At 71.9% G+C, this 23,862-nt stretch carries 20 protein-coding genes; 13 read left to right on the forward strand and 7 right to left on the reverse strand.

What is annotated here, in order from left to right:
• Positions 1-173: 173 nt before the first annotated feature.
• From ACSDR0_RS06570 to ACSDR0_RS06620, 11 genes are all read left to right on the forward strand, one after another.
• Positions 174-1,055, forward strand: coding sequence for a hypothetical protein (locus ACSDR0_RS06570; RefSeq protein WP_435287822.1), 882 nt, complete (start codon positions 174-176; stop codon positions 1,053-1,055).
• A 35-nt stretch (positions 1,056-1,090) separates the two neighbouring features.
• The gene (locus ACSDR0_RS06575; RefSeq protein ID WP_435287823.1) at positions 1,091-1,636 is read left to right on the forward strand and encodes an EF-hand domain-containing protein; all 546 of its coding nucleotides are present in this window, start codon (positions 1,091-1,093) and stop codon (positions 1,634-1,636) included.
• Between the two features lie 71 nt (positions 1,637-1,707).
• The gene (locus ACSDR0_RS06580; protein ID WP_435287824.1) at positions 1,708-2,757 is read left to right on the forward strand and encodes a terpene synthase family protein; all 1,050 of its coding nucleotides are present in this window, start codon (positions 1,708-1,710) and stop codon (positions 2,755-2,757) included.
• Between the two features lie 216 nt (positions 2,758-2,973).
• Positions 2,974-4,938: a sensor histidine kinase gene (locus ACSDR0_RS06585; protein WP_435287825.1), complete on the forward strand. Its 1,965-nt coding sequence runs from the start codon at positions 2,974-2,976 to the stop codon at positions 4,936-4,938.
• Positions 4,939-5,023: 85 nt separating this feature from the next.
• The gene (locus ACSDR0_RS06590) at positions 5,024-6,502 is read left to right on the forward strand and encodes a BTAD domain-containing putative transcriptional regulator (protein ID WP_435287826.1); all 1,479 of its coding nucleotides are present in this window, start codon (positions 5,024-5,026) and stop codon (positions 6,500-6,502) included.
• Positions 6,503-6,504: 2 nt separating this feature from the next.
• Complete coding sequence (locus tag ACSDR0_RS06595; protein WP_435287827.1) at positions 6,505-8,628, forward strand: sensor histidine kinase; 2,124 nt, start codon at positions 6,505-6,507, stop codon at positions 8,626-8,628.
• A 60-nt stretch (positions 8,629-8,688) separates the two neighbouring features.
• On the forward strand, positions 8,689-9,681 hold the full coding sequence (locus ACSDR0_RS06600; protein ID WP_435287828.1) for a TolB family protein: 993 nt from the start codon (positions 8,689-8,691) through the stop codon (positions 9,679-9,681).
• A gap of 347 nt (positions 9,682-10,028) precedes the next feature.
• Positions 10,029-10,361 carry a hypothetical protein gene (locus tag ACSDR0_RS06605; RefSeq protein ID WP_435287829.1) on the forward strand — a complete coding sequence of 111 codons (333 nt, stop codon included), beginning with the start codon at positions 10,029-10,031 and terminating at the stop codon, positions 10,359-10,361.
• A gap of 661 nt (positions 10,362-11,022) precedes the next feature.
• The gene (locus ACSDR0_RS06610) at positions 11,023-12,807 is read left to right on the forward strand and encodes an NAD+ synthase (RefSeq protein ID WP_435287830.1); all 1,785 of its coding nucleotides are present in this window, start codon (positions 11,023-11,025) and stop codon (positions 12,805-12,807) included.
• A gap of 91 nt (positions 12,808-12,898) precedes the next feature.
• Entirely contained in the window at positions 12,899-13,264 is a 366-nt protein-coding gene (locus tag ACSDR0_RS06615) for a Scr1 family TA system antitoxin-like transcriptional regulator (RefSeq protein ID WP_435287831.1), read from the forward strand.
• A complete protein-coding gene (locus tag ACSDR0_RS06620; protein WP_435287832.1) occupies positions 13,249-13,494 on the forward strand; it encodes a DUF397 domain-containing protein in 246 nt (81 codons plus the stop codon). Before ACSDR0_RS06615 ends, ACSDR0_RS06620 begins: the two co-directional genes overlap by 16 nt.
• 253 nt (positions 13,495-13,747) lie before the next feature.
• On the opposite strand, the gene ACSDR0_RS06625 is transcribed toward ACSDR0_RS06620, so the two are convergent.
• The 3 genes from ACSDR0_RS06625 to ACSDR0_RS06635 form a co-directional block, all read right to left on the reverse strand.
• The gene (locus ACSDR0_RS06625; protein WP_435287833.1) at positions 13,748-14,374 is read right to left on the reverse strand and encodes a TetR/AcrR family transcriptional regulator; all 627 of its coding nucleotides are present in this window, start codon (positions 14,372-14,374) and stop codon (positions 13,748-13,750) included.
• 7 nt (positions 14,375-14,381) lie between these two features.
• Positions 14,382-15,944 (reverse strand): MFS transporter, encoded by a 1,563-nt coding sequence (locus ACSDR0_RS06630; protein ID WP_435287834.1) that lies wholly within the window; start codon positions 15,942-15,944, stop codon positions 14,382-14,384.
• Between the two features lie 534 nt (positions 15,945-16,478).
• Positions 16,479-17,681, reverse strand: coding sequence for an MFS transporter (locus ACSDR0_RS06635; protein WP_435287835.1), 1,203 nt, complete (start codon positions 17,679-17,681; stop codon positions 16,479-16,481).
• Between the two features lie 419 nt (positions 17,682-18,100).
• Between ACSDR0_RS06635 and panB the strand changes: the two genes are divergently transcribed.
• On the forward strand, positions 18,101-18,946 hold the full coding sequence (panB, locus tag ACSDR0_RS06640; protein ID WP_435287836.1) for a 3-methyl-2-oxobutanoate hydroxymethyltransferase: 846 nt from the start codon (positions 18,101-18,103) through the stop codon (positions 18,944-18,946).
• Positions 18,947-19,055: 109 nt separating this feature from the next.
• Here the strand turns inward: panB and ACSDR0_RS06645 are convergent, their stop codons facing one another.
• From ACSDR0_RS06645 to npdG, 3 genes are all read right to left on the reverse strand, one after another.
• A complete protein-coding gene (locus ACSDR0_RS06645; protein ID WP_435287837.1) occupies positions 19,056-19,967 on the reverse strand; it encodes a threonine/serine dehydratase in 912 nt (303 codons plus the stop codon).
• A gap of 103 nt (positions 19,968-20,070) precedes the next feature.
• Positions 20,071-21,243 carry a trans-sulfuration enzyme family protein gene (locus tag ACSDR0_RS06650; protein ID WP_435287838.1) on the reverse strand — a complete coding sequence of 391 codons (1,173 nt, stop codon included), beginning with the start codon at positions 21,241-21,243 and terminating at the stop codon, positions 20,071-20,073.
• Positions 21,244-21,413: 170 nt separating this feature from the next.
• Positions 21,414-22,079, reverse strand: coding sequence for an NADPH-dependent F420 reductase (gene npdG, locus ACSDR0_RS06655; protein ID WP_435287839.1), 666 nt, complete (start codon positions 22,077-22,079; stop codon positions 21,414-21,416).
• 124 nt (positions 22,080-22,203) lie between these two features.
• Between npdG and ACSDR0_RS06660 the strand changes: the two genes are divergently transcribed.
• Positions 22,204-22,782: a hypothetical protein gene (locus tag ACSDR0_RS06660; protein WP_435287840.1), complete on the forward strand. Its 579-nt coding sequence runs from the start codon at positions 22,204-22,206 to the stop codon at positions 22,780-22,782.
• 126 nt (positions 22,783-22,908) lie between these two features.
• On the opposite strand, the gene ACSDR0_RS06665 is transcribed toward ACSDR0_RS06660, so the two are convergent.
• Positions 22,909-23,850 (reverse strand): LysR family transcriptional regulator, encoded by a 942-nt coding sequence (locus tag ACSDR0_RS06665; RefSeq protein WP_435287841.1) that lies wholly within the window; start codon positions 23,848-23,850, stop codon positions 22,909-22,911.
• Between the last annotated feature and the right edge of the window lie 12 nt (positions 23,851-23,862).

Below are 23,862 nucleotides of genomic sequence, written 5' to 3' on the forward strand. Positions count from 1 at the left end.
CGCGCTGCAACACGCCTGGTGGTCTCTCAGTTTGCCCTCTCAGTGTTTCGCACACGTTACGGGGAAGAACGGTGAGATGTGGCACCCGCACCGTCGCGCCTTCGCGCGCGGGGCCCCCTCCCCTCTTACAGTGTGCGACCGGAACCGCTGGAAGTTCGATCCGGGGGGAAACGATGACGCGCACCGAAGTTCACGAACCACCGCACGCGGCCCCGCCACCGGCCGGGCTCACCGAACGCCTCGCGGCGCTGGCTATGCCCTGCCCCGTCCATCCGTCGATACACCTGGTCGAGGCCGCGACGTCCGACTGGGCGCGCGCGGCCGGGCTGGACCCCGACCCCGCCGCCTCCCGGCTGGCCGGGTGGGCGTTCGCCCGTTGCGAAACCGGCGCGGCCACGCTGCTGGCCCGCTGGCTGACCTGGATGTCGCGCCTGCGCCAGGCTCCCGAGGCCCTCACCCCCGTCCTGGCCGTGGCCGCGGGCGGCGAGCCGGGCCCGGCGCCGCTGGAGCGGGCTTTCTCCGGCCTCTGGGCGGCGTGCGCGCCGGGGATGGGCCGCGCGTGGCGCGAGCGGTTCACGGCCGGGCTGGCCGCCCAGCGCGAGGCGACCCTCGCCCGCGGGACATCCCCGGGCGGCGAGCGTACGGGGGCCGCCGGGAGCGCCTTCGGCCGCTATCTGCTCGACCTGGCGGAGCCCTGCCTGGGGGTGGAGGTGCCCGAGCCGGTGTGGCGGAGCCCTCAGTGGCGGGCCCTGGCGGAGGCGAGCGGTGACGTGGCCGCCTGGTGCGAGGAGGCGGTGGCCGGACACGGCCATGCGGACACCATTTTCTTGGAACGCTCCAATCGGGAGGCGGAAGAGTGGACGATCGACAGGGTCGCCACCCGCATGGAGGAGCTGTGGACGGCCGCCCGCGCGATTCCCGCGCTCACGGAGCGGCACGGCCTGGGCTTCGCCGCCTCCCGCGAGGTGACGCGGGTGGCATGCGCCTTCTTGACCATCCCGAGGGCTTACCTGGAGTTGCTTCTGGAAATACCCCGCTATCGTCACTTAGGGTAACGGTTCGAGTTCGACAAGTAATGCTGGAGTAAACGATGAGCACCACGCTCCTCAATCGCAAGCTCGATCGTGCCTTCGGGCACATGGACGTCGACGGCAGCGGATCGATCGAGCGCGAGGACCTTCTCGGCCTCGGCGCCCGGATCCTCGTCGGCTTCGGCGAGTCGCCGACCTCCCAGGCCGGCAACAGGCTCGCTCAGGGCTTCGAGGGGATCTGGCGGACCCTGGCCGCGGAGATCGACGCCGACGGCGACGGCGCGATCTCGTCCGAGGAGTTCCGCGCCGGAATGACCTCCGCGTTCATCGAGGGCGACCGGTTCGACGCGGTGTTCGCGCCCGCCGCCGAGGCGGTGGCCGGCCTGTGCGACACCGACGGTGACGGGACCGTGAGGCCGGACGAGTTCTGGATCATGATGGCCGCGTTCGGCACCCCGCGCGAGGACGTGCGGGCCACCTTCGAGCGGCTCGACGGCGACGGCGACGGTGTCGTGTCCGTGGGCGAGCTGGTCGAGGCGACCCGGCAGTTCTACACGAGCGCCGATCCGCAGGTGGCCGGCAACTGGCTGTTCGGTCCGCTGTAGTGGCCCTCACCCCAACGTTCGGCGATCCCCTGACCCGTCTCCGACCCCACCCACAGCCCTTGCCACTCTCAATGCCCCTTTCCCTGTCCCCCGCCACCGCCCCCGCCTCGTCCGCCTCCTCCGTGGGAACGGCGGGAAAGGCGGGACCCCCCGAGCCGCCGCGCCCCTCCGGGGTGGCCGCGGCCCTGCTGCTGCCCCTCACCGAACTCGTACCGGTGATGTCGGCGCCGTGCCCGATGCACCCCTCGGTCGACCTGATCGGCGCCGAGCTCACCACCTGGGCCCGCGAGGTCGGGCTCGAACCTCCCCCGGGCGCCGGGTTCGAGCGGATGGCGGGCCGTGCCTTCTGCGGGTTCGGCGTGGAGTCGGCGCTGCTGTTCGCCAAATGGCTGACCTGGCTGTTCCACTTCGACGACGAGTGGGACGAGAAGCCCGCCGGGCGCGCGGCCGAGATCGTCGAAGCCACCTTCGCGCGACTCGACCTCGTCGCGCGCACCCCCTCCCACGCCTCCTCGGCCGTCGAGCTGGCCTTCGGCGACCTCTGGAGGGCCACCACCGGGCGGATGAGCACCCGGTGGCGGCACCGGTTCCTGGCGGGGCTGGCGGCGCAGGGCGAGGCCTGCCGCACCGAGGCCGAGAACCGGTGCGCTGGCCGCGTGCCCTCCCCCGCGGAGTACCCGCGGCTGCGGCGGGGCACCGCGGGCCCCTACCTGTTCGACCTGGTGGAGCCCTGCCTGGGGGTGGAGGTGCCCGCGGGACTGCGCGAGAGCACGACCTGGCGGACGCTGGTGGACGCCTGCAACGACGTCACCGCCTGGTGCAACGACGTCGCCTCGCACCACAAGGAGCGGGCCAACGGCGACGTGCACAACTACGTGACGGTCGCCGCGACCGCGTTCGGGCTCTCCGACACCGGCGCCGTCTCCTGGGTGAACAACCGGATCGCCGCCCGTGCCGAGGACCTGCGGACCTCCGCGCGGCGGCTGCCGGCGCTGTTCGACCGGTTCGGGTTCTCCACCGGCCAGGCCAGAGACGTCAGCAAGGTCGCGTGCGCGTTCCTCACGGCACCGAGGGCCCAGCTGGAATGGCTCCTGGAGTCCAGCCGGTACGACGTACCGTGACCGGCGGCCCCCGGGCGGATCCGCCCGGGGGCCGCACCCCCGGCCCCGGTGCCGGGGCGTCGGATACCTTCGACGCGAGGCCCCGGCTCCGGCCGTGGACGCCGGCGGCCCCTGAGCGCCGTACGGGATCCGGTCGGCTTTAATCACTCGTTGATTAGATTGCGGTCTGCGCCGGTTAAGGTCCTTTTAAGCACAAAGCGGAGGGCCTAAACCATCATGCGCGGGCTGTACCGGGTGATCCCGAAGGTGACACCCGTCCAGAGGCGGGTGGCGGCGGTGCTCGCCGCCGCCGCGTCCGTGGCGATGGTGTGCGTCAACGTCTGGGTCACGGCGCAGCTCCCGCAGCCCTCCTACACGCCGCTGCCGTTCGCGCCCGAGGACGTGGCCGGTGTCGCGTTCCCCATCCTCGGGGCGCTGCTGGTGTTCCAGCGGCCCCGGCTGGTCATCGGCTGGCTGCTCTGCCTGGGGGGACTGTGCTCCGCGCTGAACAGCCTCACGGTGAACCTCGCGCTCCTGGACGCGGCGCGGGAGTGGATGGTCCTGCCGAGGGCGATCTGGACGGTCGCCGGGGCGAGCTGGAAGCTGACCATCCTCTTCCTGGTCGTGCTGCTGCCGCTGCTCTATCCGGACGGGAGACTGCCCTCCCCGCGCTGGCGGGCACTGGTCTGGATCTCCGTCGCCGTCCTGGCGGCCGACATGCTCGTCATGGATCTCATGCCTCTCTCCGGCCAGCGGTACACGAGCCCCTCCCCCGCCCCCCTGCGGTTCTCGCTGGACATGCTCACCAACGCGATGATGATCCTGGCCTTCGCCTCGCTGGCCGCGCGGTTCCGGCGGGCCGGCCGCGAGGAGCGCCGGCAGATCCTCTGGACGCTGGTCGCGATCGCCACCGTCATCGTCCCCTGGGTGATCGGCAACCCGGTGTGGTGGCTGGCGTCGTTCACGATCCCGCTGGTCCCGGTCGCGATCACCTTCTCGGTGCTGCGGCACCGCCTCTACGGGATCGACACGCTCATCACCAGGACACTGGTCGGCGCGGGCCTGGTCGGCGTGATCGGCGGGGTGTACGTGGCGGTGGGCACCGCCTCCAGCCTGTTCCTGTCGGACGTGGACCGGGTCGGCGGCCTGGTCGCCGCGCTCTGCGCGGGGGCGTTCTTCCACCCGATGCGGCGGGTGCTCCAGCGCGGCGCCGACCGCCTTCTGTACGGCAGCAAGGGCGACCCGGTGGCACTGGCCGCCGAGCTCGGGCGCAGGCTCCAGCACACCGATCCCGCGGGCGGGCTGGCCGCGACCCTGGACGTGCTGCGCGACGGCCTGGCGGTCACCGGTACGGGCGTGCGCTTCCAGGGCGGCTGGCCTGAGGAGGCGACGGTGGGGACGCTGGAGGAGGTGACGCGCGACATCCGGCTGGTCTGGCACGGCGAGCCCGTCGGCCGCCTGCTCATCGGCCCGCCGGGGGCGCGGCGCCTGCCCGCCGCGCACAACGAGCGGGTCATCGCCGCGCTCACGCCGTACGTGGCCGACGCGGCCCACGCCGTCCGGCTGGTCGGCGCGCTGCGGCGCTCCCGGGAGCGGATCGTCACCACCCGCGAGGAGGAGCGCCGCCGCCTCCGCCGCGACCTGCACGACGGCCTCGGCCAGTCGCTCAGCGGGATGGCGATGTCCATCAACGCCGCCAGGCTCTCCCTGCGCGTCTCCCCCGAGACGGCCGAGCGCATGCTCGGCGAGCTGCGCTCCGGCATGGACAGCGTCACCAGCGACATCAGGCATCTGGTGTACGGCCTGCGTCCGCCGGCGCTGGACGACCTCGGCCTGGCCGGAGCCGTGGCGGAGATGGCGGGCCCCGACGTCGCCGTGGAGGTCAGGGGCGGCCTGCCGGGACTGCCCGCCGCGACCGAGGTCGCCGCGTACCGGATCGTGCAGGAGGCTCTGACCAACGCGCGCAAGCACGCCGGGGCCGCGACGGTGCGGGTGTCGCTGGAGCGGGGTGAGGAGGACCTGAGCATCCGGGTGCGCGACGACGGGATCGGCGTCCCTCCCGGGCGCCGCTCGGGGATCGGGCTCGCGTCGATGCGCGAGCGCGCCGCCGAACTGGGTGGGACATGCGTGATCACGACGCCCCTTGAAGGGGGCACCGTGGTCGAGGCGATACTTCCGGTGAACTTGAATGTGGAGATCTGACCACCGATGATTCCTTACGGTCCGCGAACGATGGTGAGTATTGCTCTATGACGTTGGTCCAGGTAGCCCTACCCTTACGCCTGCAATGCTGACATTTCGTGCTCTCGGACCGTTCCAGGCCCGTCACGGTGAGACATCGATCGACCTCGGCGGCCAGCGCCAGATGGCGGTGCTGGCCCGGCTCCTCGTGGCCGGGGGCCGCGCCGTCCCCGTGACCATGCTCATCGACGAACTGTGGCCCGGCGAGCCTCCCGCCCAGGCCCTGTCGACCATCCAGGGATACGTGTCGCGGCTGCGGCGCGCCCTGGAGCCCGGCCGCGCGCCCCGGGAGGAGGCCGAGATCCTGGTCTCCGCCCCGCCGGGGTACGCGCTGCGCGCCTCACCCGGCCAGGTGGACACCTGGAGTTTCGAGAGCGCGGTCAAGACGCGCGGCGAGCCCGCCGAGGTGTGGGAGCGGCTGGAGGCCGCCCTCGCGCTCTGGCGCGGCCCGGCCCTGGCGGAGTTCTCCGACCTGCCGTGGGCGGTGAGCGAGGCGGGCAGGCTGGAGGAGCTGCGGCTGATCGCGGTCGAGCGCCGTGCCGACGCGGGACTCCTCCTGGGACACTCCGGCGCCCTGGTCGCCGACCTGGAGGCGCACGCCTCGGCGCACCCGCTGCGGGAGGAGGCCTGGCGGCTGCTCGCGCTGGCCCTGTACCGCAACGGCAGGCAGGGGGACGCGCTGGGAGCGCTCCGGCGCGCCAGGGTGATGCTCCGCGACGAGCTCGGCCTCGACCTGGGCGCCACCCTGCAGCGCCTGGAGTCCGACATGCTGGCCCAGGCCGTCCACCTCGACCCGCCCGCCAAGACCGTGCGGGCCGCGGAACCGGCGGCGCGCGCGACGTCCGCCGAGGAGCGGGCGCTGCCGGGGCTGCGGGTCGTGGTGGTGGACGACCAGGCGCTGGTCCGTACCGGCCTGCGCGTGGTGCTGGACAGCGAACCCGGCTTCGAGCTGGTCGGCGAGGCCGAGAACGGCGAGCAGGCGATCGCGGTCGTCAAGGAGACCTCCCCCGACCTGGTGCTGATGGACATCCAGATGCCCAGGCTGGACGGGCTGACCGCCGCGCGCAGGATCCTGGCCGACGAGTCGCCACCGAAGGTCGTCATGATGACCACGTTCGGCACGGACGACAACCTCTACGCGGCGCTGCGGGCCGGGGTGAGCGGGTTCGTCCTCAAGACGTCGGCGCCCGAGCAGCTCATCACCGCGATGCGGGCCGCGCAGGCCGGTGACGCGCTGATCGACCCCGCCGTCACGACCCGTCTGATCGCGGCCTTCGCCGGGCGCACCGACCCGTCGGCGCCGCCCGGCCTCGCCGGTCTCGGCGACGCGGAGCTCGACCTGATGAAACTGGTCGCCCGGGGGCTGACCAACCGGCAGATCGCGGCGACCCTGGCGGTCCCCGAGCGGTCGGTCTCGCAGTCGGTGGTCAGGCTGCTCGACCACCTCGGGCTGTTCGACCGGGCCCAGCTCGTCGTCACCGCCTACGAGTCCGGGCTGGTCAACCCCGGCGACGTGGGCAGATAGCGATGCGCCCGCGGCCACGCGACCGCGGCCGGACGCTCGACGGCACCGGCGGCGTGCCCAGGCGGGTCGTCGACGCGGTCACCGTGACCGAGGACGCCCCCGCCTGGCCCGCCACCTCGCTCGCGCGCGGGCTGCTGCGCTCCCCGCTGCGGCTCGCCGCCGTCGCGGCGGCGGTCCTCTCGGTGGGGCTCACCGTGGCCGGTCTCGTGCTCCGTCTCGACCTGCCGCCCGGGTGGCGGCCGCAGCTGCCCGCCACGCCCGACCTGGCGGCCGGGCTGACGTTCCCCGTGGTGGGCGCCTTCCTGCTGGCGCACCGCTCGCGCCCGGCCACGGCGTGGCTGATGTGCGCGGGCGGCCTGATGTGCGCGGTCAACGCGTTCTCCGAGGCGGCGATGTTCACCTTCGCGGCGGCGGGCGACATGGAGACCGCCGGGTACCTGCGGCTGAGCATGGTGACGGGGAAGGCGGTCGGCGGGCTCCTGCTGGCGATCCTGTTCCCGCTCTACTCCCCCGACGGGCGGCTGCCCTCGCCGCGGTGGTGGCCGCTGGCGGCGGCCGGCGTGGTCGTGTTCTCGGTGAACCTGCTGCTGAACCTCACCCGCCCGGACCCCGACCCCGCCCTCTACCCCTGGCCGCGGGTCATCCCCAACCCGCTCGAGGTGGGCTTCCTCGCCCCCTACAACATGGCGGCGCGCGAGGTGGCCGGCGCCCTGGTCTCGGTCCTCGCGGTCCTGGCGCTGGTCTCCCTGGTCCTGCGCTTCCGGCGGGCCGGCCCCGAGCTGCGCCGCCAGATCGCCTGGCCGGTCTTCGCGTTCGCCGTCTACGTCGCCTTCCTGCTCGCCGGACCCCACTGGTGGCTGCCCGGGACGATCTGGACCGGCCTGATCCCGGTGGCCATCGTCTTCTCCGTGCTGCGCTACCGGCTCTACGGCATCGACACGGTGGTCAGCCGCGCCTTCGTCGCCGCCGGGCTGATCGCCGCGGTCAGCGCCATCTACGCGGCCGGGGCGGTCGCCGGGCTGGCGCTGTGGGGGCACGACCGGATCGGCGGCCTGATGGCCGCCCTGCTCGCCGGGGTGATCTTCCATCCGCTCAGGCACAGGCTCAGGAGCCTGGTCGACCGGCTCATGTACGGCACGCACGGCGACCCGCAGGCGCTCGCCGCGCGCCTGGCCAGGGAGGTCCGCGAGACCGAGCCCGCCAACGCGCTCGCCGCCGTCGCCACCGTGGTCAAGGACGGGCTGAGCGTCACCGGCGTCGCCGTCGAGGTCTACGACCCCGGCGCCAGGCAGGTCCAGGTCGGCCTGCTGGGCCCGGCCCCGCGCGGGGTGCCGCTGGTCTGGCACGGCGAGCCGGTCGGGCGGCTGCTCCTCGGCTCTCCCGGCCCCCGCAGGTTCGCCGCCGCGCACAACGGCCGCCTGGTCGCGGTGGCCGTCCCCTACGTCGCCGACGTGGCGCACGCCGTTCGGATGACCGCCGACCTGCAGCGCTCCCGGGAGCGCATCCTCACCGCCCGCGAGGAGGAGCGCCGCCGCCTGCGCAGGGACCTGCACGACGGGCTCGGTCACGCGCTGAGCGACATGGCCATGTCGATCAACATGGCCAGGATCACCCTGCGCACCGCCCCCGCCTCCGCGGACAGGATCCTGCTCGAACTGCGCGTCGGCATGGACGCCGTCAGCGAGGAGATCAGGGAACTGGTGTACGGCCTGCGCCCGCCCACCCTCGACGAACTCGGCCTGGCGGGGGCCGTACGGGCGCTGGCCCAGGAGGGCACGCCGCGGGTCGCGGTGGAGATCGAGGGCGACCTGTCGGACCTGCCCGCGGCGGCCGAGGTGGCCGCGTACCGCATCGCGCAGGAGGGGCTCACCAACGTCCGCAAGCACGCGGGGGCCAGCTTCGCGGTGATCTCGCTGCGGCGCGGGGAGTCGCTGGTGGTACGCGTCCAGGACGACGGGGGCGGGCTGCCCCCGGGGCCGCGCTCGGGGGTCGGGCTGCTCTCCATGCGCGAGCGAGCCGCCGAGCTGGGCGGCACCTGCGTGATCGAGGCGGCCCCCGGGGGCGGGACGGTCGTGGAGGCCGTGCTGCCGATCCCCTCCGTGCCGGTCGCGGCGGGCCGCCTGTAAACCTTTTCGCCTGTTCGGGATTCTAATCAGCCGATACGGAATCCACCCGAGGAGATCTCCTTGAAGCACTGGACCCTGGCCACCGGCGCCGCACTCGCCCTGACGGCCGCGGCCACCACTCCCGCGCTCGCCGGGTCCACCGGGATCACCGCTCCCGCGGCGGTCGCACACGGGGCGGCGCCCGTCCCGGGCGCCGTCCACGTCGCCGCTCCCGCGGCGGTCGCGCACAAGGCGGCTCCCGTCTCGGGCGCCGTCTACTTCCGCTACGGGGGAAGCGGGGTGGAGGTGCTGACCCACCGGGGAGGCTGGACCCGCCTGACGGTCGGCGGCGGAGCCTTCGCCGGCCAGTTCGCGGTCGCGCCCGACGGCAGGAAGGTCGCCTGGATCGACGACAGGAACAGGCTGCACGTCAAGTCGGCCACCGGATCCGTCACGGACAGGGTGATCGCCAAGAACGCCGCCTACGGAGGCCCCTGCCTGACCCCCGCCTGGACGGCCGACGGCAAGCGGATCGCCTACCCGGTGAAGGGCACTGGCACGGCGACGACGGTGATGGTGGTCGGCGCCGACGGCCAGGGCCGGTTCAACGCCGGGAAGACCCCCGGCCCCTGCCACCTGACCTGGTCCGCCGACGGCAGGACCCTCGCCGGGTACGCGGGCGACATCGACGGCGTCTATCTCCTGGACACCAAGTGGCGGATCTCCAACCGCAACCCGGGCATCAAGCTCGCCAACCACGTGGAGAGCCTGTCGCCCGACAGCCGCCGGGTGGTGGTCAACGCCATCGGCCGAAACGCCCCGGGCGGCGACGGCTCCTGGCCCCTGTCCTTCACGCCGTCGATCTACGACACCAAGTCCGGCGCGAAGGTCGCCATCCCGGTCAGGGGGCGGCTGCTGGGCGCGCGCTACCTGCGCGACGGCCGCCTGGCGGTCCGCGTCAAGGGCGCGACCGCCAACACGATCGTGGTCCTCTCCCGCTCGGGCAAGGAGGTCCAGCGGGTGACCGAGCCCGCCAGGGCGAAGAACCTCGGGCTGCTCTGGGTCATCGGCTGACGGGTCCCCCCGGCCCGAAGGAGTCCGGCGGCCGGTGGACATCGCCGGTCGCACGGCTCCCCGACACCGAGCGCCCTCCCTGGCGGCGCCACGAACGACACCCTGGTCTCGCCGAGTTTTTACGGCTCACAACCCGATCAATGCTCATAGCCGAGCGAGAGGCCGTATTCTCGCGAAAACTCCCGAGATAAACAAGAAAACGAGTAAACTTAAACCCTTCTTAACTTACTCCAAAGATAAGGAAATAAGCACTTAGGTCCTTTGGTTCGAACGGCCCGCCTTATATCTTTCCCCCTAATCATGGTCGCCGAGTGAGCTCTTCTCGCGGCCCGATCAAAGGAGAAACCATGTATGGCAAGCGACAGCTGATGGTGCTTGGTCCAGCAATTCTCGCGGCCCTCGCCCTCGGACCGGTCTCGCTCTCACACGCCTCGCCCGCACCGGATCCCGAGCAGGCCGTGACGGCGAGCATTCCGCAGGACAAGGCCATGATGGACCCGACCACCTCGGCCGAAGACCCGAGGGACTACTGGCGGGGATACAGGGACGGCTATCGGGCCGCCGCACAGGACTGCCGCAGGAGCAGGACGCGGAGCTACGGGCCCCCCAGCGACTACGACAGAGGTTGGCTGGACGGCTACGACGCCGGCTACGCCCGCTTCTGTTGGTCGGTGAACTAAGAACGCCGTCACCGGCAGACACCGTCGCGTCCTGAGATCGCGATCGGGCGGCACCGCCACGCTCAAGGTGGAGCGGGACGGTCACGGTCGCGACGGTCCCGCCAACCCTATTGATCCACCTGATCCGATTGATCCGGGAAAGGCCAGACCGGCCGGTCGCGAGACCCGGCCGGTGGTCTCGCCCGGCGGATTCGGGTGTCCACGGACACCGCGGATCCGCGAATGACCTCGCCGAAAGCCCGCTGGGGCTCGGCGAGTCCGGCGCCAGGCACCGGACGATCCCACGGCGGATGTTCGCCGTGACCTCGTGCGGTGTCGTGTGGTGCCGGAGGAGAGGTGAGGCCTCCCGACCGGAACCGTCGCTCGCGACCTCGGTCCCGCGGGGGGCTTCACGACCGCCTGCCACCGGCCGGGAAGCCTGACGAGCCCTGACGAGCCCTGACGGCCACGCTCGCCGGCGCCCCGTACCGGTGCCGGGAAATGACCCGAGGTTCCCGAGCGCCCGGCCGGGAAACCCGGCAACGGAAGGCGGCAGGAGGTCGCCTCCGAGCGTCCGCGCCCACCCACCGGCGGCCAGGAGGGACCATCCGAACGGCCCGCTCCAGGCACGCCCCAACAGGCTGAACGGCCCGCTCCGGACACGCCCCAATAGGATGGCCGTGTGGCTCAACTCCGCATCGCCCTGGCCCAGACCAATCCCGCCGTCGGTGACCTGGCCGCCAACACGGACAGGCTCGTCGAGTGGACTCGCCGTGCCGCCGACCGGGGCGCGCACCTGGTCGTCTTCACCGAGATGTTCCTGACCGGGTATCCCGTCGAGGACCTCGTGCTGCGCACCTCGTTCGTGGAAGCGTCGATCGCCGCGATCGAGGACGCCGCGCGACGGCTGGACGAGGCGGGACTCGGCGAGGTCCCCGTGGTGGTCGGCTACGTGGACCGCGCGAAGCTCGCCCCGCGCGTCGGCCAGCCCAAGGGCGCCCCGCTCGACGCGGCCGCGCTGCTGCACCGGGGCCGGGTGGTCGTCAAGACCGCCAAGCACCACCTGCCGAACTACGGCGTCTTCGACGAGTACCGCTACTTCGTCCGCGGCGACCGCATGCCGATCTTCCGGCTGCACGGCGTCGACGTGGCGATCGCGGTCTGCGAGGACCTCTGGCAGGAGGGTGGCCCCGTCGCGGTGGTGGCCGAGGCCGGAGCAGGGCTGCTGGTGGTGCCGAACGCCTCCCCGTACGAGAAGGAGAAGGACGACGTACGCCTGGCGCTGGTGGCCAGGCGCGCCCGCGAGGCCGGATGCGCCCTCGCCTACGTCAACCAGGTCGGCGGCCAGGACGAGCTGGTGTTCGACGGAGACTCGCTGGTCGTCTCCGCCTCCGGCGAGCTGGTCGCGCGCGCGGCGCGCTTCTCGGAGGAGCTGCTGATCACGGACCTGGAGCTGCCCGAGGCCAGGTACGGCGGGCTCGGCACCTTCCAGGTGGACGCCGGGGACGGCACCGTGATCACGGTGGAGCGGCTGGAGCTGTCGGCCCACCCCGTCGAGCCGTACGAGCCGCAGGCCCCCACGATCGCCGAGCACCTCGACGACACCGCCGAGGTCTACTCGGCGCTGGTCCTCGCGGTCCGCGACTACGTCGCCAAGAACGGCTTCCAGTCGGTCATCCTCGGCCTGTCCGGCGGCATCGACTCGGCGCTGACCGCCACGATCGCCTCCGACGCCATCGGCCCCGACCGGGTGCACGTGGTGCTGATGCCCTCCCGCTACTCCTCCGACCACTCGGTGAGCGACGCGCAGGAGCTGGTCGACCGGCAGGGAATCAACGCCAGGACCGTGCCGATCGCCGACATCGTCAGCGGCTTCGAGAAGGAGATCGAGCTCTCCGGCCTGGCCTCGGAGAACCTCCAGGCCAGGGTGCGCGGCATGATCCTGATGGGCCTGTCGAACGAGCACGGCCACCTCGTCCTCACCACCGGAAACAAGAGCGAGCTGGCCACCGGCTACTCCACCCTCTACGGAGACTCCGCGGGCGGCTTCGCGCCCATCAAGGACGTGCTCAAGACCCTCGTCTGGGAGCTGTCGCGCTGGCGCAACGCCCAGGCGGGCCGGTCGGGCGATTTCCTGCACGGGTTCGCGGTGCCGCCGATCCCGGAGAGCTCGATCGAGAAGGAGCCCAGCGCCGAACTCCGCCCCGACCAGCGCGACACCGACTCCCTGCCCGAGTACGGGATCCTGGACCGGCTGCTGGACGACTACGTCGAGAAGGACATGGGCTCCGCCGAACTCGTCGCCGCCGGACACGACCCGGCCCTGGTCACCCGGGTGATCCGCCTGGTCGACCTGGCCGAGTACAAGCGCCGCCAGTATCCCCCGGGCCCGAAGATCACCCCCAAGAACTTCGGCCGCGACCGCCGCCTCCCCATCACCAACCGCTGGCGCGAGACCACCACCTGACATCCGGGCCGTTTCCGGACGTTGGACTCCCCTGCCGGGGCGCTCGTCTGGAGCGCCAGAAACCCCTGGCGCGCGACAACCCTCCGCCGCCGTGGACTGTGCTCGACGAGGGAGTCCTGCATCGCGGCGTCGGGGGCCGGACATCACTCGCGACCAGCTCGCCGCACTTCTCACCGCGTCCGAGCACAGGAGCATCTCCATCCAGGTCCTACCAAAGGGCGCCTACGTGACCGGCGGTGCGATCGCGGGCCTGGAGGGAGGATTCTTCATTGCGAGCGCCGAGGGCAGCCTGGATGGTGTATTCGTGGAGTCCGCCGCCGTAGGGCACGTCGCGGACCATCCTCTCGACGTGACGGCGATCTGCAAGCGATACGAAGCGGTCCGCTCGGCGGCCCTGCCCGCGCGGGCGAGCACCGACCTCATAGCGAAGGTGATGACGGAATGGCAGCAGACCTGACCGGCGCGGCCTGGCGCAAATCCTCCCTGAGCGGCTCCGGTGGTGGCAACTGTGTCGAGGTGGCCGTCGTCGACGCCCCTCGCACCGGGCACAAGGCGGGCCTCGGGGCACTGCACGTGCTGCGCGACTCCAAGAACCCCGGTGGGCCGAAGCTCTTCTTCACCCGGACCGAATGGGACGTCTTCATCGCGGGCGTGAAGCTCGGCGAGTTCGACCACCTCGGCGGCTGACGCCTCGCGTTCGATCGCGGAGCACCCGAACCGGGAAGGGCCAGACCGAGCCGGGCGAAGGGGATGAACGCCCCGGCTCCGGGGAGCGCGACGCCTCACATCCAAGGCACCAGGACACCTGAGCGCCACACCCGAAACGCCGGAGCACTCGAAACGCCGAAACCCCGGCGTCCACCGCCGGGGTTTCATGACGCGACATCCATGACGCCGCCCGTCGAGAGGCCCCCGCCCCCGGACAGCCGTACGGAGAGTCTCAGGGGCCGAGGCCCGCCAGGAGGTGGTCGACGATCCGTTCGGCCAGGTCGGAGGAGTCGGTGGCCTCGCCGACACCCTCGGTGCGGATGTACCACATGATGGTGCCGACCAGATTCGCCATCGCGATGGAGACGTCGAGACCGGCCCGCAGCTCACCGGTGGTGATGCCGCGCCGCAGCAGGGCGGTGATCGCCGCCCTGCGCGGCTCGATGGTCGCCTGGCGGATGCGCTCCACCAGGCGGGGGTGCCGCTCGGCCTCGTTCATCGCGATGTTCATCACGCAGCGGTTGCGCGCGTCGCACGCGTCGCGCAGGAACACCCGCGCGTAGACGATGAGATCCTCGCGGACCGAGACGCCCGCGACCGGGGGCAGCGGCGTCTTGAGGGTGGCCAGCGCGTCGACGAGCAGGTCTTCCTTGTTCGACCAGCGCCGGTAGATCGTGGTCTTGCCGACCCCCGCGCGAGCGGCGATCGCCTCGATCGACAGCTCGGAGAGGCCAACGCTCTCCCCGACCAGGTCGAGGGTCGCGTCGATGATGGCCTTCTCCGCCCTGGCACTGCGGGGACGGCCCGCGGAGCGGGGCATCTGAGCCCCGGTCGCCTGAATCTCGTCGGTGGTCGTCATGGCATTCCTACACTACCGCCGGTTCCTTCTCTGGACTGATCTCTTCAGGGGCGGGAGCCCCGGAGGACTTGCCGGGCAGCCACCTGAACACCATCAGGGCTCCGAGCAGCGCGATGACCGCGGAGACGAGGGCGGTGATGTGCATGCCCTCGACGAAGGCGAGCTTGGCCGGTTCGATCAGCGCCGCGCCCCGGGCGCCCAGGCCCTGGGCCACGTTGAGCGTGCCGGTCAGCGACTCGCCGGCGATGTGCCTGGCCTGCTCGGGCAGCCCGGCCAGGGCCGGGGCGATCTGGTCGCGGTAGGTGGCCGAGAGCAGCGAGCCGAGAAGCGCGACGCCGAGCGCGCCCGCCACCTGGCGGACGGTGTTGCTCATCGCCGAGCCGACACCGGCCTTCTCCCTGGGGAGCGCCTCCATGATCGCGGTGGTCGCCGGGGGCATGATGTTGGCCATCGCCGCGCCCTGGACGAAGAACACGATCTCCAGCAGGATGACCGGAGTGTTCTGGTCCATCAGCGAGTAGGAGAACAGCGCGGCGGCCACGACGACCATGCTGACGGTGGCGCTCAGCTTGCCGCCGAAGCGCGCGGCCATCTGCTGGCTCAGCGGGGCGAAGATCAGCTGTGCGGCGGCGAAGGGGATCATCAGGGCGCCCGCCTGCAGCGCGCTGAAGCCCAGCACGATCTGCAGGTAGAAGACCAGGAAGAACATCGCGCCCATCATCGCGAAGAACACGATGCCGATCATGCCGACCGCGGTGGCGAAACGCGGGTCGCGGAAGTAGGTGACGTCGAAGGCCGGGTGGTCGATACGGCGCTCGTACCAGACGAAGGCGGCGAGCACGACGATGCCGAGGATCGTAGGGACGAGCACCTCGGCGCTGGCGATCGTGGCCAGTTCCCCGCCCCGGATGATGCCGTAGGTGACGGCGACGAGGCCGACGATGGAGAGGATCACGCCGACCGGGTCGAGCCTGGAGGGCTTGGGGTCACGCGACTCGGGCACGACCATGCTGATGAGCACCATACTGACCAGCACGATCGGCAGGTTGACCAGGAAGACCGAGCCCCACCAGAAGTGCTCGATGAGCAGGCCGCCGGTGATCGGCCCGATCGCCACGGCCAGGCCCACCCCACCGGCCCAGACGCCGATCGCCTTGCCGCGCTCCTGCGGGGGGAAGACGTTGGAGATGATCGCCAGCGTGGCCGGCATGATCGCGGCGCCGCCGATGCCCATGAACGCGCGAGCGATGATCAGCTGCATGGGGTCCTGGGCGTAGGCGCTGGCCAGCGAGGCCAGGCCGAAGAGGACCATGCCGACGATGAGCATGCGCTTGCGCCCGGTACGGTCGCCGATCACCCCGAAGGTGAACAGCAGGCCCGCGAACACGAGCGTGTAGGAGTTGATCGCCCATTCCAGCTGGCTCTGGGTGGCGCCCAGGCCTTGCACGGGGTCCGCGATTGTCTTCAGTGCGACGTTGAGGATGGTGTTGTCGAGCACGACCGCCAGGAGACTGAAGACCAGCACTCCCAGGATCTGCCACCGCCGCGGGTGGCCGAGCTGTTGTTCCACGAAAGGCCCCGTATTCGATACGCTTGAGTTTCGAAACACCACCGTAGCGTTGATCTTTACGATACGCAACCGTATCGTTTCGTATTTATCGTGAAATTTCCTGATCTCACAGCATGCGCTACTTCGCGGAGACGTCCCGAGGCCGGGCGGTGAGCGAGGCCGGTGACATCGAGATCGGCGACGCCCGGACCGAGCGCGTCCCAGATCGGGACAGCCGGGACCGAGACGGCCGGGACCGAGCGCGTCCCAGATCGGGACAGCCGGGACCGAGACGGCCGGGACCGAGCGCGTCCCAGATCGGGACAGCCGGGACCGAGACGGCCGGGACCGAGCGCGTCCCAGATCGGGACAGCCGGGACCGAGACGACCGGGGCGGGGCACCGCCAGGATCAGATACGCCTGAGATCAGGCACAACCAGAATCCGGTCCGGCCGAGGTCAGGTCCGGCCGGAATCAGGTGCGACCGAGGATCGGATACGGCCAGGATCAGGTCCGGCCAGGATCAGATGCGACCGGGATCAGATGCGACCGGGATCAAGCGGCCACCGGGACCGGCTCCTCGGCCACGGTCGCGGCGCGCCGCCAGAACGGCAGGGCGATCAGCACCATCACCACACCGACCAGACCCGCGGCGGCGAAGGCCCAGCCGGGACCGGGACCGTCGATGATGACGCCCGCGATGGGCGCCGCGGAGCCGGCACCGATCAGCAGCGCCGTGCCGTGCAGGCCCATCGCCTCGCCACGGGCCCCGGCGGGCACCCAGCGGGTCATGGTCTCGATCGTGGAGGACAGCGCGGGGGCACACAGCACCCCGGCCGGCAGCAGGGCCAGGACCAGCCAGCGCCAGTCACCGCCGACCAGCCCGACGGGGACGGTGAGCACACCCATGGCGCCGATCAGGATCAGCGGCGACACCCCTCGGGGCAGCATGCCGTACACGAAACCGCCCATCAGCGAATAGGCGCACCACAGGCCGATCGCCAGCCCGACCCACTCGGTGTCGCCGTCCTGCGTCATCGTCGCCACCAGGGACAGCTCGGTGGCGGCCAGCACGAAGGTCGCCGCGGCGACCGTGCCGAGCAGCCCGAGCATGCCCGGGGTGAGCCACCCGCGCCGGGGGACCTTCACCGCCGGTTCCTGGAGCTCCTCGTCCGAGCGGACGGGCGGGTTCAGCGCGATCAGGGCCACTCCCGAGGCGACCAGGCCGACCGCGACGACGCCCATGGTGGGCACGCTGCCGAGGATGGTCACCCCCGCGACCGCCAGGGCGGGGCCGGCCATGTAGGAGAGTTCCACGATCATGGAGTCGAGGGAGAAGCCCATCCTGCGCTGGTCGACAGGTACCAGCGCCGTGAGGCACTGCCTGATCACGCTGAACACCGGGAGGCTGAGCAGGCCCGCGGGCACCGAGGCCGCGAGCAGCAGGGGGAACGGCATCGCCCACGCGGTGGACCAGAAGGCGAGCTGGGCGAGCGTGGTCACCACCAGCACCGGGCGCAGGCCGTGGCTGTCGACGAACCTTCCGGCCAGCGGCGAGCCGACCGCCATTCCCACCGTGCTCGCCATGGTCACCAGCCCGGCCGCGGCGAAGCCGAGCTTGAGCCCGCTGGGGTCGACGACGTGCATCGTCAGCGTGATGGCGATCGCGGTCGAGGGAATGCGGGCGACCAGCCCCACCAGCAGCAACGACCGCACGCCCGGAATCGACAGCAGGCGGCGGTAAGGTTCGAAAGCCATTGTGATTACTTACCTCCGCGAGCATTGTGCCGTACACCCCGGATACCTCCGCCACCGGATTACCGCGCCGAGGCGCCGCACCTCGCCCCCCGCCCCCCGGAAGCCCCACCCCCTTCGAACGTGCCGCACACCGCCCTCACCCCGGGACGCAGGACGCCCCGAATGTGCCGCGCGGCCCCCGCACTCCGCCGGTCACCGGGCCGCTCCGTGGATGCGCCGCCCGCCGCCGGATCACCGCACGGACGTGCCATCCGTCACACTCCGTTAGCGGATCAACCATATGAAAGTGTCGTATACCCCTCATACCTACCCGTCGGATTACCGCACCGATCAGGTCTGTTGAACCTGTCGAACGCGTGCAATCATCGAAACCGTCCGGGGACGCCACAGGGGCGCCTCGAGACTTCACTGGAGGTCCCATGTCCTCTTCCGTCACCAACCGGCCGACCTCTCTCTACGGCGGCCAGGCTGGACGAAGGATCACCGTGCGCGACGTCGCCGCCGCCAAGGAGCGCGGCGAGCGGTGGCCGATGGTCACCGCGTACGACGCGATGACCGCCAGGGTCTTCGACGAGGCCGGCATCCCCGTGCTGCTCGTCGGCGACTCGGCCGCCATGGTCGTGTACGGGTACGACTCGACACTCCCCGTGTCGGTGGACGATCTCATGCCCCTGACGGCGGCCGTGGTCCGCGGCTCCTCCCGCGCGATGGTCGTGGCCGACCTGCCGTTCGGTTCCTACCAGTCCTCTCCCCAGCAGGCCCTGGAGACGGCCGCCCGATTTATGAAGGAGGCCGGGGCCCACGCGGTCAAGCTCGAGGGCGGCCGCCGGGTGCTCCCCCAGGTCGAGACCCTCGTCGCGGCCGGAATCCCGGTGATGGCCCACCTGGGCCTGACCCCCCAGTCGGTCAACACGCTCGGTGGCTACCGCGTGCAGGGCCGCGGCCAGTCGGGCGACGAGCTGATGGCCGACGCCAAGGACCTGGAGTACGCCGGCGCGTTCTCCGTGGTCCTGGAGTGCGTGCCCACGGACCTGGCCGAGCGGGTCACCGCGTCCCTGTCGATCCCCACGATCGGCATCGGCGCCGGGCCTGGCACCGACGCGCAGGTTCTCGTCTGGCAGGACCTGATGGGCCTGACCGCCAACCCCGCCAAGTTCGTCAAGAAGTACTTCGACCTGGCCCACGAGATGGACAGGGCCGTGCGCAGCTTCGCCGACGAGGTGTCGACCGGCGCCTTCCCCGCCGCCGAGCACAGCTACCGCTGACGGGCCCGGCCTCCCTCGGCACCCGTCGCTGAGCCGTCCCCGCGCCCCAGGAGACCCTGGCGGCGCCGGGGCGGCTTTCCGCGAGCTCCCCGCGGCTCCGTACGAGGGGTCAGACGAGCGTGGCGGGGTCGGTGTTGGCGCCGCACACGATGACGGCCACCCGCTCGCCGGAGGCCGGGGTGTACGTGCCCGACAGCAGGGCCGCGTACGCCGCGGCGCCCGCGTGCTCGGTGGCGATCCTGTGGTTTCGCCACAGCTCGCGCCGCGCCTCGATGATGGCCTCGTCGGAGACCAGGAGGCTCCGCACCCCCGCCGCGCTCGTGATCTCGTAGGCGATCTCGCCCACCCGGCTGGCGCCCAGGGCGTCGGCCCCCACCCCGGAGACCTCGACGCCGACCGGCCCGCCGGCCTCCAGGGCCCGGTGCAGGGTCGGGATGAGCTCGGGCTCGACGGCGACCACGCGGGCACGGCCGCCGAGGGCGACGGTGATCCCGGCGACGAGCCCGCCGCCGCCGACCGCGACGAGGACCGTGTCGACTCCCCCGGTCTGCTCCAGGACCTCCAGGCCGACCGTGCCCTGCCCCGCGACCACCTCGGCCTGGTCGTAGGCGTGGACGTCCAGGGCGCCGGTCTCGGCCGCGCGCTTGACCGACGCCTCGTACGCGTCGGCGTAGACGGCGCCGATCTGGGTCACCCGCGCGCCCAGCGCGCGCAGCCCGGCGACCTTCACCGGGCTGGACACCGTCGGCACGAAGATCTCCGCCTGGACACCAAGGCCGCGCGCCACGTACGCCACCGCCAGGCCGTGGTTGCCCCCGCTCGCCGCGATCAGCCCGGCCTCGGGGATCCCTTCCGAGGCCAGGGCGCGGTTGAAGCCTCCCCGCGCCTTGAACGACCCCGAGTGCTGCAGTCCCTCCAGCTTCAGGAACAGCCCCGGCGACACCTCGGCCACCGGTGTACGCACGACGTACCCGGCGATGCGCCCGGCGGCCCGCTCCACGTCCCCGATCGACACGCTCACGCGTGCTCCCTCCCCAGAAAGTGATCTCGAAGCGTCCGCCCGGCCTCGCGGGCGGCCCTGCGCCGCAGTGTAGGAGACGCCGCGGATCGCGCTCCCCTCGGCGTCAGGCGAGCGCCTGCTCGAAGTCGGCCCACAGGTCCTCGACGTGCTCGATGCCGACCGCCACCCGCACGGTGCCCTCGCCGATCCCGTGCCGGGCGAGCTCCTCGACCGTCAGGGAGCGGTGGGAGGTGGTCGCGGGATGCAGGATGAGCGTTTCGACGCCGCCGAGGGACGGGGCCAGCAGGGCCAGCTTCACCGAGCTCATGAACCGCTCCCCCGCCTCCCGGCCGCCCGCCAGGTCGAAGGAGAAGACTCCCCCGAAGTCGGGCAGGAGCTTGGCCGCCAGCTCGTACGAGGGGTGCGAGGGCAGTCCCGGCCAGTGCACGACGGAGACGGCGGGGTGGGCGTTCAGGCGGGTGGCCAGTTCGCGGGTGTTGGAGCAGTGGCGCTCCATCCGCAGCGGCAGCGTCTGGATGCCGCGCAGGGTGAGCCAGGCGGCGAACGGGTCCGCGGTGGCGCCCAGCTTGACGTTGAAGGACCACACCTTGCGGTACAGCTCGTCGGAGGCGAAGACGGCGATCCCGCCGAGCACGTCGGTGTGCCCGCTCAGGTACTTGGTCGTGGAGTGGACCACGATGTCGGCGCCGTGCTCTATCGGCCTGCACAGGATCGGGGAGGCGAAGGTGTTGTCGACCACGGAGATCAGCCCGGCCTCGCGGGCCGCGGCGCACATGCCCGGCAGGTCGGCGACCTGGGTCACCGGGTTGGCGATGGTCTCCAGGTAGACGAGCTTCGTCTCCGGCCGTACGGCCGCGCGCAACGCCGCCGGGTCGTCCTCGGGGACGTAGGAGACCGCGATCCGGAACCGCCCCGCCAGGTCGTTGATCATCGCGGCGGTACCGCCGTAGAGCGGCTTCTGCGCGATCAGGTGGTCGCCGGGCTCCAGCAGCCCCAGCAGCACGGAGTTGATGGCGCCCATCCCGGAGCCGGTGGCCACGGCGCCGGCACCGCCCTCCAGCCCGGCGACGGCCTCCTCGAGGGAGCGGACCGTCGGGTTCGACAGCCGCCCGTAGACGAAGGCCCCGTCCGGGCGGCCCATCCCGTCGGCGAAGACGGCCGGATCGTCGAAGACGAATCCTGAGGTCTGGTACAGCGGCATCGTGATGGAACGGCTGCCGTTCAGGGGCGGTTGGGGCAGATGGACGGTGCGGGTCTCCGGACGAAAATCAGTCATGCGTCAAGGATGTCCGGTTAACGAGCCACTTGTCAGATCCAATCAGGCAAGATTGGCCCGGTTTGAGGGCCGAATCCCCCCAACCGCCCACCGGACGACGCCGTGGATCCCTTACCGTTCCGGGACTCACGGTCGGCCACCGAGACGACGATCACGGGCGGGGCGCCCCGCTAGACGTCGGTGACGCGCAGGCCCGCGTGGGCCTTGTAGCGGCGGTTGATCGAGATGAGGTTGGCGGTCAGCGACTCGACCTGGTGGGCGTTGCGCAGGCGACCGGCGTACACGCCGCGCGCGCCGGGGATCCGGCCCGCCAGCGCCTGGACGGTGTCGGTGGCCTCGCGGTCGTCGCCCAGCACGAGCACGTCCAGGGCGATCTCCGCGACCTCGGGATCCAGCAGCAGGACGGCCGAGACATGGTGGAACGCGGCGACCACGCGGCTGTCGGGCAGGACGGCCGCGGCCTGCTGGGCGGCGCTGCCCTCCTCGACCGTGAGCGCGTACGCGCCCTGCTTGTCGAAGCCGAGCGGGTTCACGCAGTCGATGACGATCTTTCCGGCCAGCTCCGAGCGCAGGGACTCCAGCGTGGAGCGGTGCCCGTCCCAGGGAATGGCCACGATCACCACGTCGGCCTCCGCCGCCACGGCCGGGTTGTCCGCGCCGCGCACCGATCCGCCGATGCTCTCCGCCGCCGCCTGAGCCCGTTCCGTGCTCCGCGAGCCGATCAGCACGGTGTGCCCGGCGAGGGCGAACCGCCGGGCCAGCCCCTTGCCCTGATCGCCGGTTCCGCCCAGGATCCCGATGGAAATCCCGCTCACATCCGGAATGTCAGTGCTCACTCGCCGCTCCTCATCATCCCCCGGTCGCTCAAGGCCGGACTCCAGCGACCATATCGCCTGTCCCGATCATCTCAGGATCGCGTTTCCAGGATCAGCGCGGGGTGTCTGGGGCACGATGGTGCGCATGGACGCTGGGTCGGTGACGCTGTTGCGCGAGATCCTGGCCTCGACCGGCTGGATCGAGCGAACCCGCGAGCTGGGTCTCGCCCTCCGCTCGACGCGCTCCCCCGGCGGGCTGCTGGTGGTCGGCACGCCCTGGGAGGAACCCTGGCACCTGACCGCGCACCTGAGCGACGAGGCCAGGTTCTCCGGGCTGCCCCAGATCGCCCCGACGCTGGTCCGCTGGGCGCCCGCCCCCGAGGCGCCCACGCACCTGCGGGTCGGGCTGGAGCGGATCGAGCGGGCCAGGCGGGGCGAGACGCTGTTCGTGGTGGCCGAGGAGCGCGCCCCCGAGGCGCTGCTGGAACGGGTGAGCGACGCCCGCAGGACCGGTACGACGATCCTGGCCCTGGACGGCGGCGACCCGGATCTGGCGGGTCTGGCCCACGACGCGCTGACGGTGCCCGAGCGGGCGCCGTTCTCCTTCGACGGGGCCCAGCACCTGGTGAGCATGGCCGCGGGCGAGGTCGGCCGCCGTCCCGGCCTGCGCGACCGCCTGGCCAGGCTGCTGGAGCGGATCAGCGGCCCACGGGTCACCGACTAGCGCCGCCCGCCACCCACCGAGCAGCGCCGTTCACCACCGGACCCGCGGGGCACCGGCCGATACCGCCCACCGCCCCGGGCCCGCGGGCCACCGACGCGCCGCCACCCACCGAGCAGCGCCGCCCCGCTAGGGCGCGTTCCAGCGCGCTCCGAGACGTCCCGACAGTTCCTCGGCCGCGTCCCTGAGCGCCGCGATGACCACGGCCTGCACCGGGTCGGGCTCACCCGAGCGGGTGCGGCTGAGACGGGTCACCACGTCCAGCTTCCTGGCGCCCACGTTGGTGATGCCGGTGACCACGACCTCGCCGTCCGGGACGTCGAGCAGGGCCAGCGACGGCACGATCGCCACCCCGTGCCCCGCCGCGACCAGGGCGAGCGTGGGCGGGAACTCCTGGATCATGTGCGCCCGGCGCGGGGTGAATCCGTGCAGGGCGGCGAGCCGCTCCAGGGCGTGGCCGCAGGCCTGGTCGGGCGGCCCGGAGATCCAGGGCACCCCCGCCAGGTCCGCGACCCCTCGCGGGACCTCCGCCCAGCCCGGCGGGGCCACGATGCGGTACTCGTCCACGTAGAGGGGGTGGGAGACGATCGCCTGCTGCACGGCCACGGTCTTGTCGGCGTCCTGCTCGGTGAGGGCGAGATCGACCCCGCCGAGGCGGAGCTCCTGCAGCGCGGGCGGCCCGTACAGCTCCTGGATCCGCGGCGTGATCTGGGGGTGGCGCTCGGCCAGCCTGCCCAGCGCGGGCACCAGCAGGTGCCGGATGACCGTGGGGAACGCGGCGATCGACACCGGCCCCGCCAGCCGCTCGGTGAAGCGGATCAGCTCCCGCCTGGCCTCGCCCAGCTCCTCCTCGACGCGCTCCGCGTATCCGGCGAGGACCCTGCCCGCCGGGGTGAGGGCGACCCGGCGCTGCGACCTGTCGATGAGGGAGAGCCCGACCTCCCGCTCCAGGAGCGCGAGCTGTTGCGAGACCGCCGAGGCCGTCAGGTGGAGCGCCTCCGCCGCGCGCATGACACCGCCGCGACGGGCGACCTCGTGCAGCACCCGCAGTCGCCGGGGATCGATATCCATACAGCTCAGCTT

The organism is Streptosporangium sp. G11, assembly GCF_051192615.1.
GTDB lineage: Bacteria > Actinomycetota > Actinomycetes > Streptosporangiales > Streptosporangiaceae > Streptosporangium.

Coding starts and splice junctions, on each gene's coding strand:
- ACSDR0_RS06570 (WP_435287822.1), top strand. CDS start 174: ATGACGCGCACCGAAGTTCACGAACCACCGCACGCGGCCCCGCCACCG.
- ACSDR0_RS06575 (WP_435287823.1), top strand. CDS start 1,091: ATGAGCACCACGCTCCTCAATCGCAAGCTCGATCGTGCCTTCGGGCAC.
- ACSDR0_RS06580 (WP_435287824.1), top strand. CDS start 1,708: ATGCCCCTTTCCCTGTCCCCCGCCACCGCCCCCGCCTCGTCCGCCTCC.
- ACSDR0_RS06585 (WP_435287825.1), top strand. CDS start 2,974: ATGCGCGGGCTGTACCGGGTGATCCCGAAGGTGACACCCGTCCAGAGG.
- ACSDR0_RS06590 (WP_435287826.1), top strand. CDS start 5,024: ATGCTGACATTTCGTGCTCTCGGACCGTTCCAGGCCCGTCACGGTGAG.
- ACSDR0_RS06595 (WP_435287827.1), top strand. CDS start 6,505: ATGCGCCCGCGGCCACGCGACCGCGGCCGGACGCTCGACGGCACCGGC.
- ACSDR0_RS06605 (WP_435287829.1), top strand. CDS start 10,029: ATGTATGGCAAGCGACAGCTGATGGTGCTTGGTCCAGCAATTCTCGCG.
- ACSDR0_RS06620 (WP_435287832.1), top strand. CDS start 13,249: ATGGCAGCAGACCTGACCGGCGCGGCCTGGCGCAAATCCTCCCTGAGC.
- ACSDR0_RS06625 (WP_435287833.1), bottom strand. CDS start 14,374: ATGACGACCACCGACGAGATTCAGGCGACCGGGGCTCAGATGCCCCGC.
- ACSDR0_RS06635 (WP_435287835.1), bottom strand. CDS start 17,681: ATGGCTTTCGAACCTTACCGCCGCCTGCTGTCGATTCCGGGCGTGCGG.
- panB (WP_435287836.1), top strand. CDS start 18,101: ATGTCCTCTTCCGTCACCAACCGGCCGACCTCTCTCTACGGCGGCCAG.
- ACSDR0_RS06650 (WP_435287838.1), bottom strand. CDS start 21,243: ATGACTGATTTTCGTCCGGAGACCCGCACCGTCCATCTGCCCCAACCG.
- ACSDR0_RS06660 (WP_435287840.1), top strand. CDS start 22,204: ATGGACGCTGGGTCGGTGACGCTGTTGCGCGAGATCCTGGCCTCGACC.
- ACSDR0_RS06665 (WP_435287841.1), bottom strand. CDS start 23,850: ATGGATATCGATCCCCGGCGACTGCGGGTGCTGCACGAGGTCGCCCGT.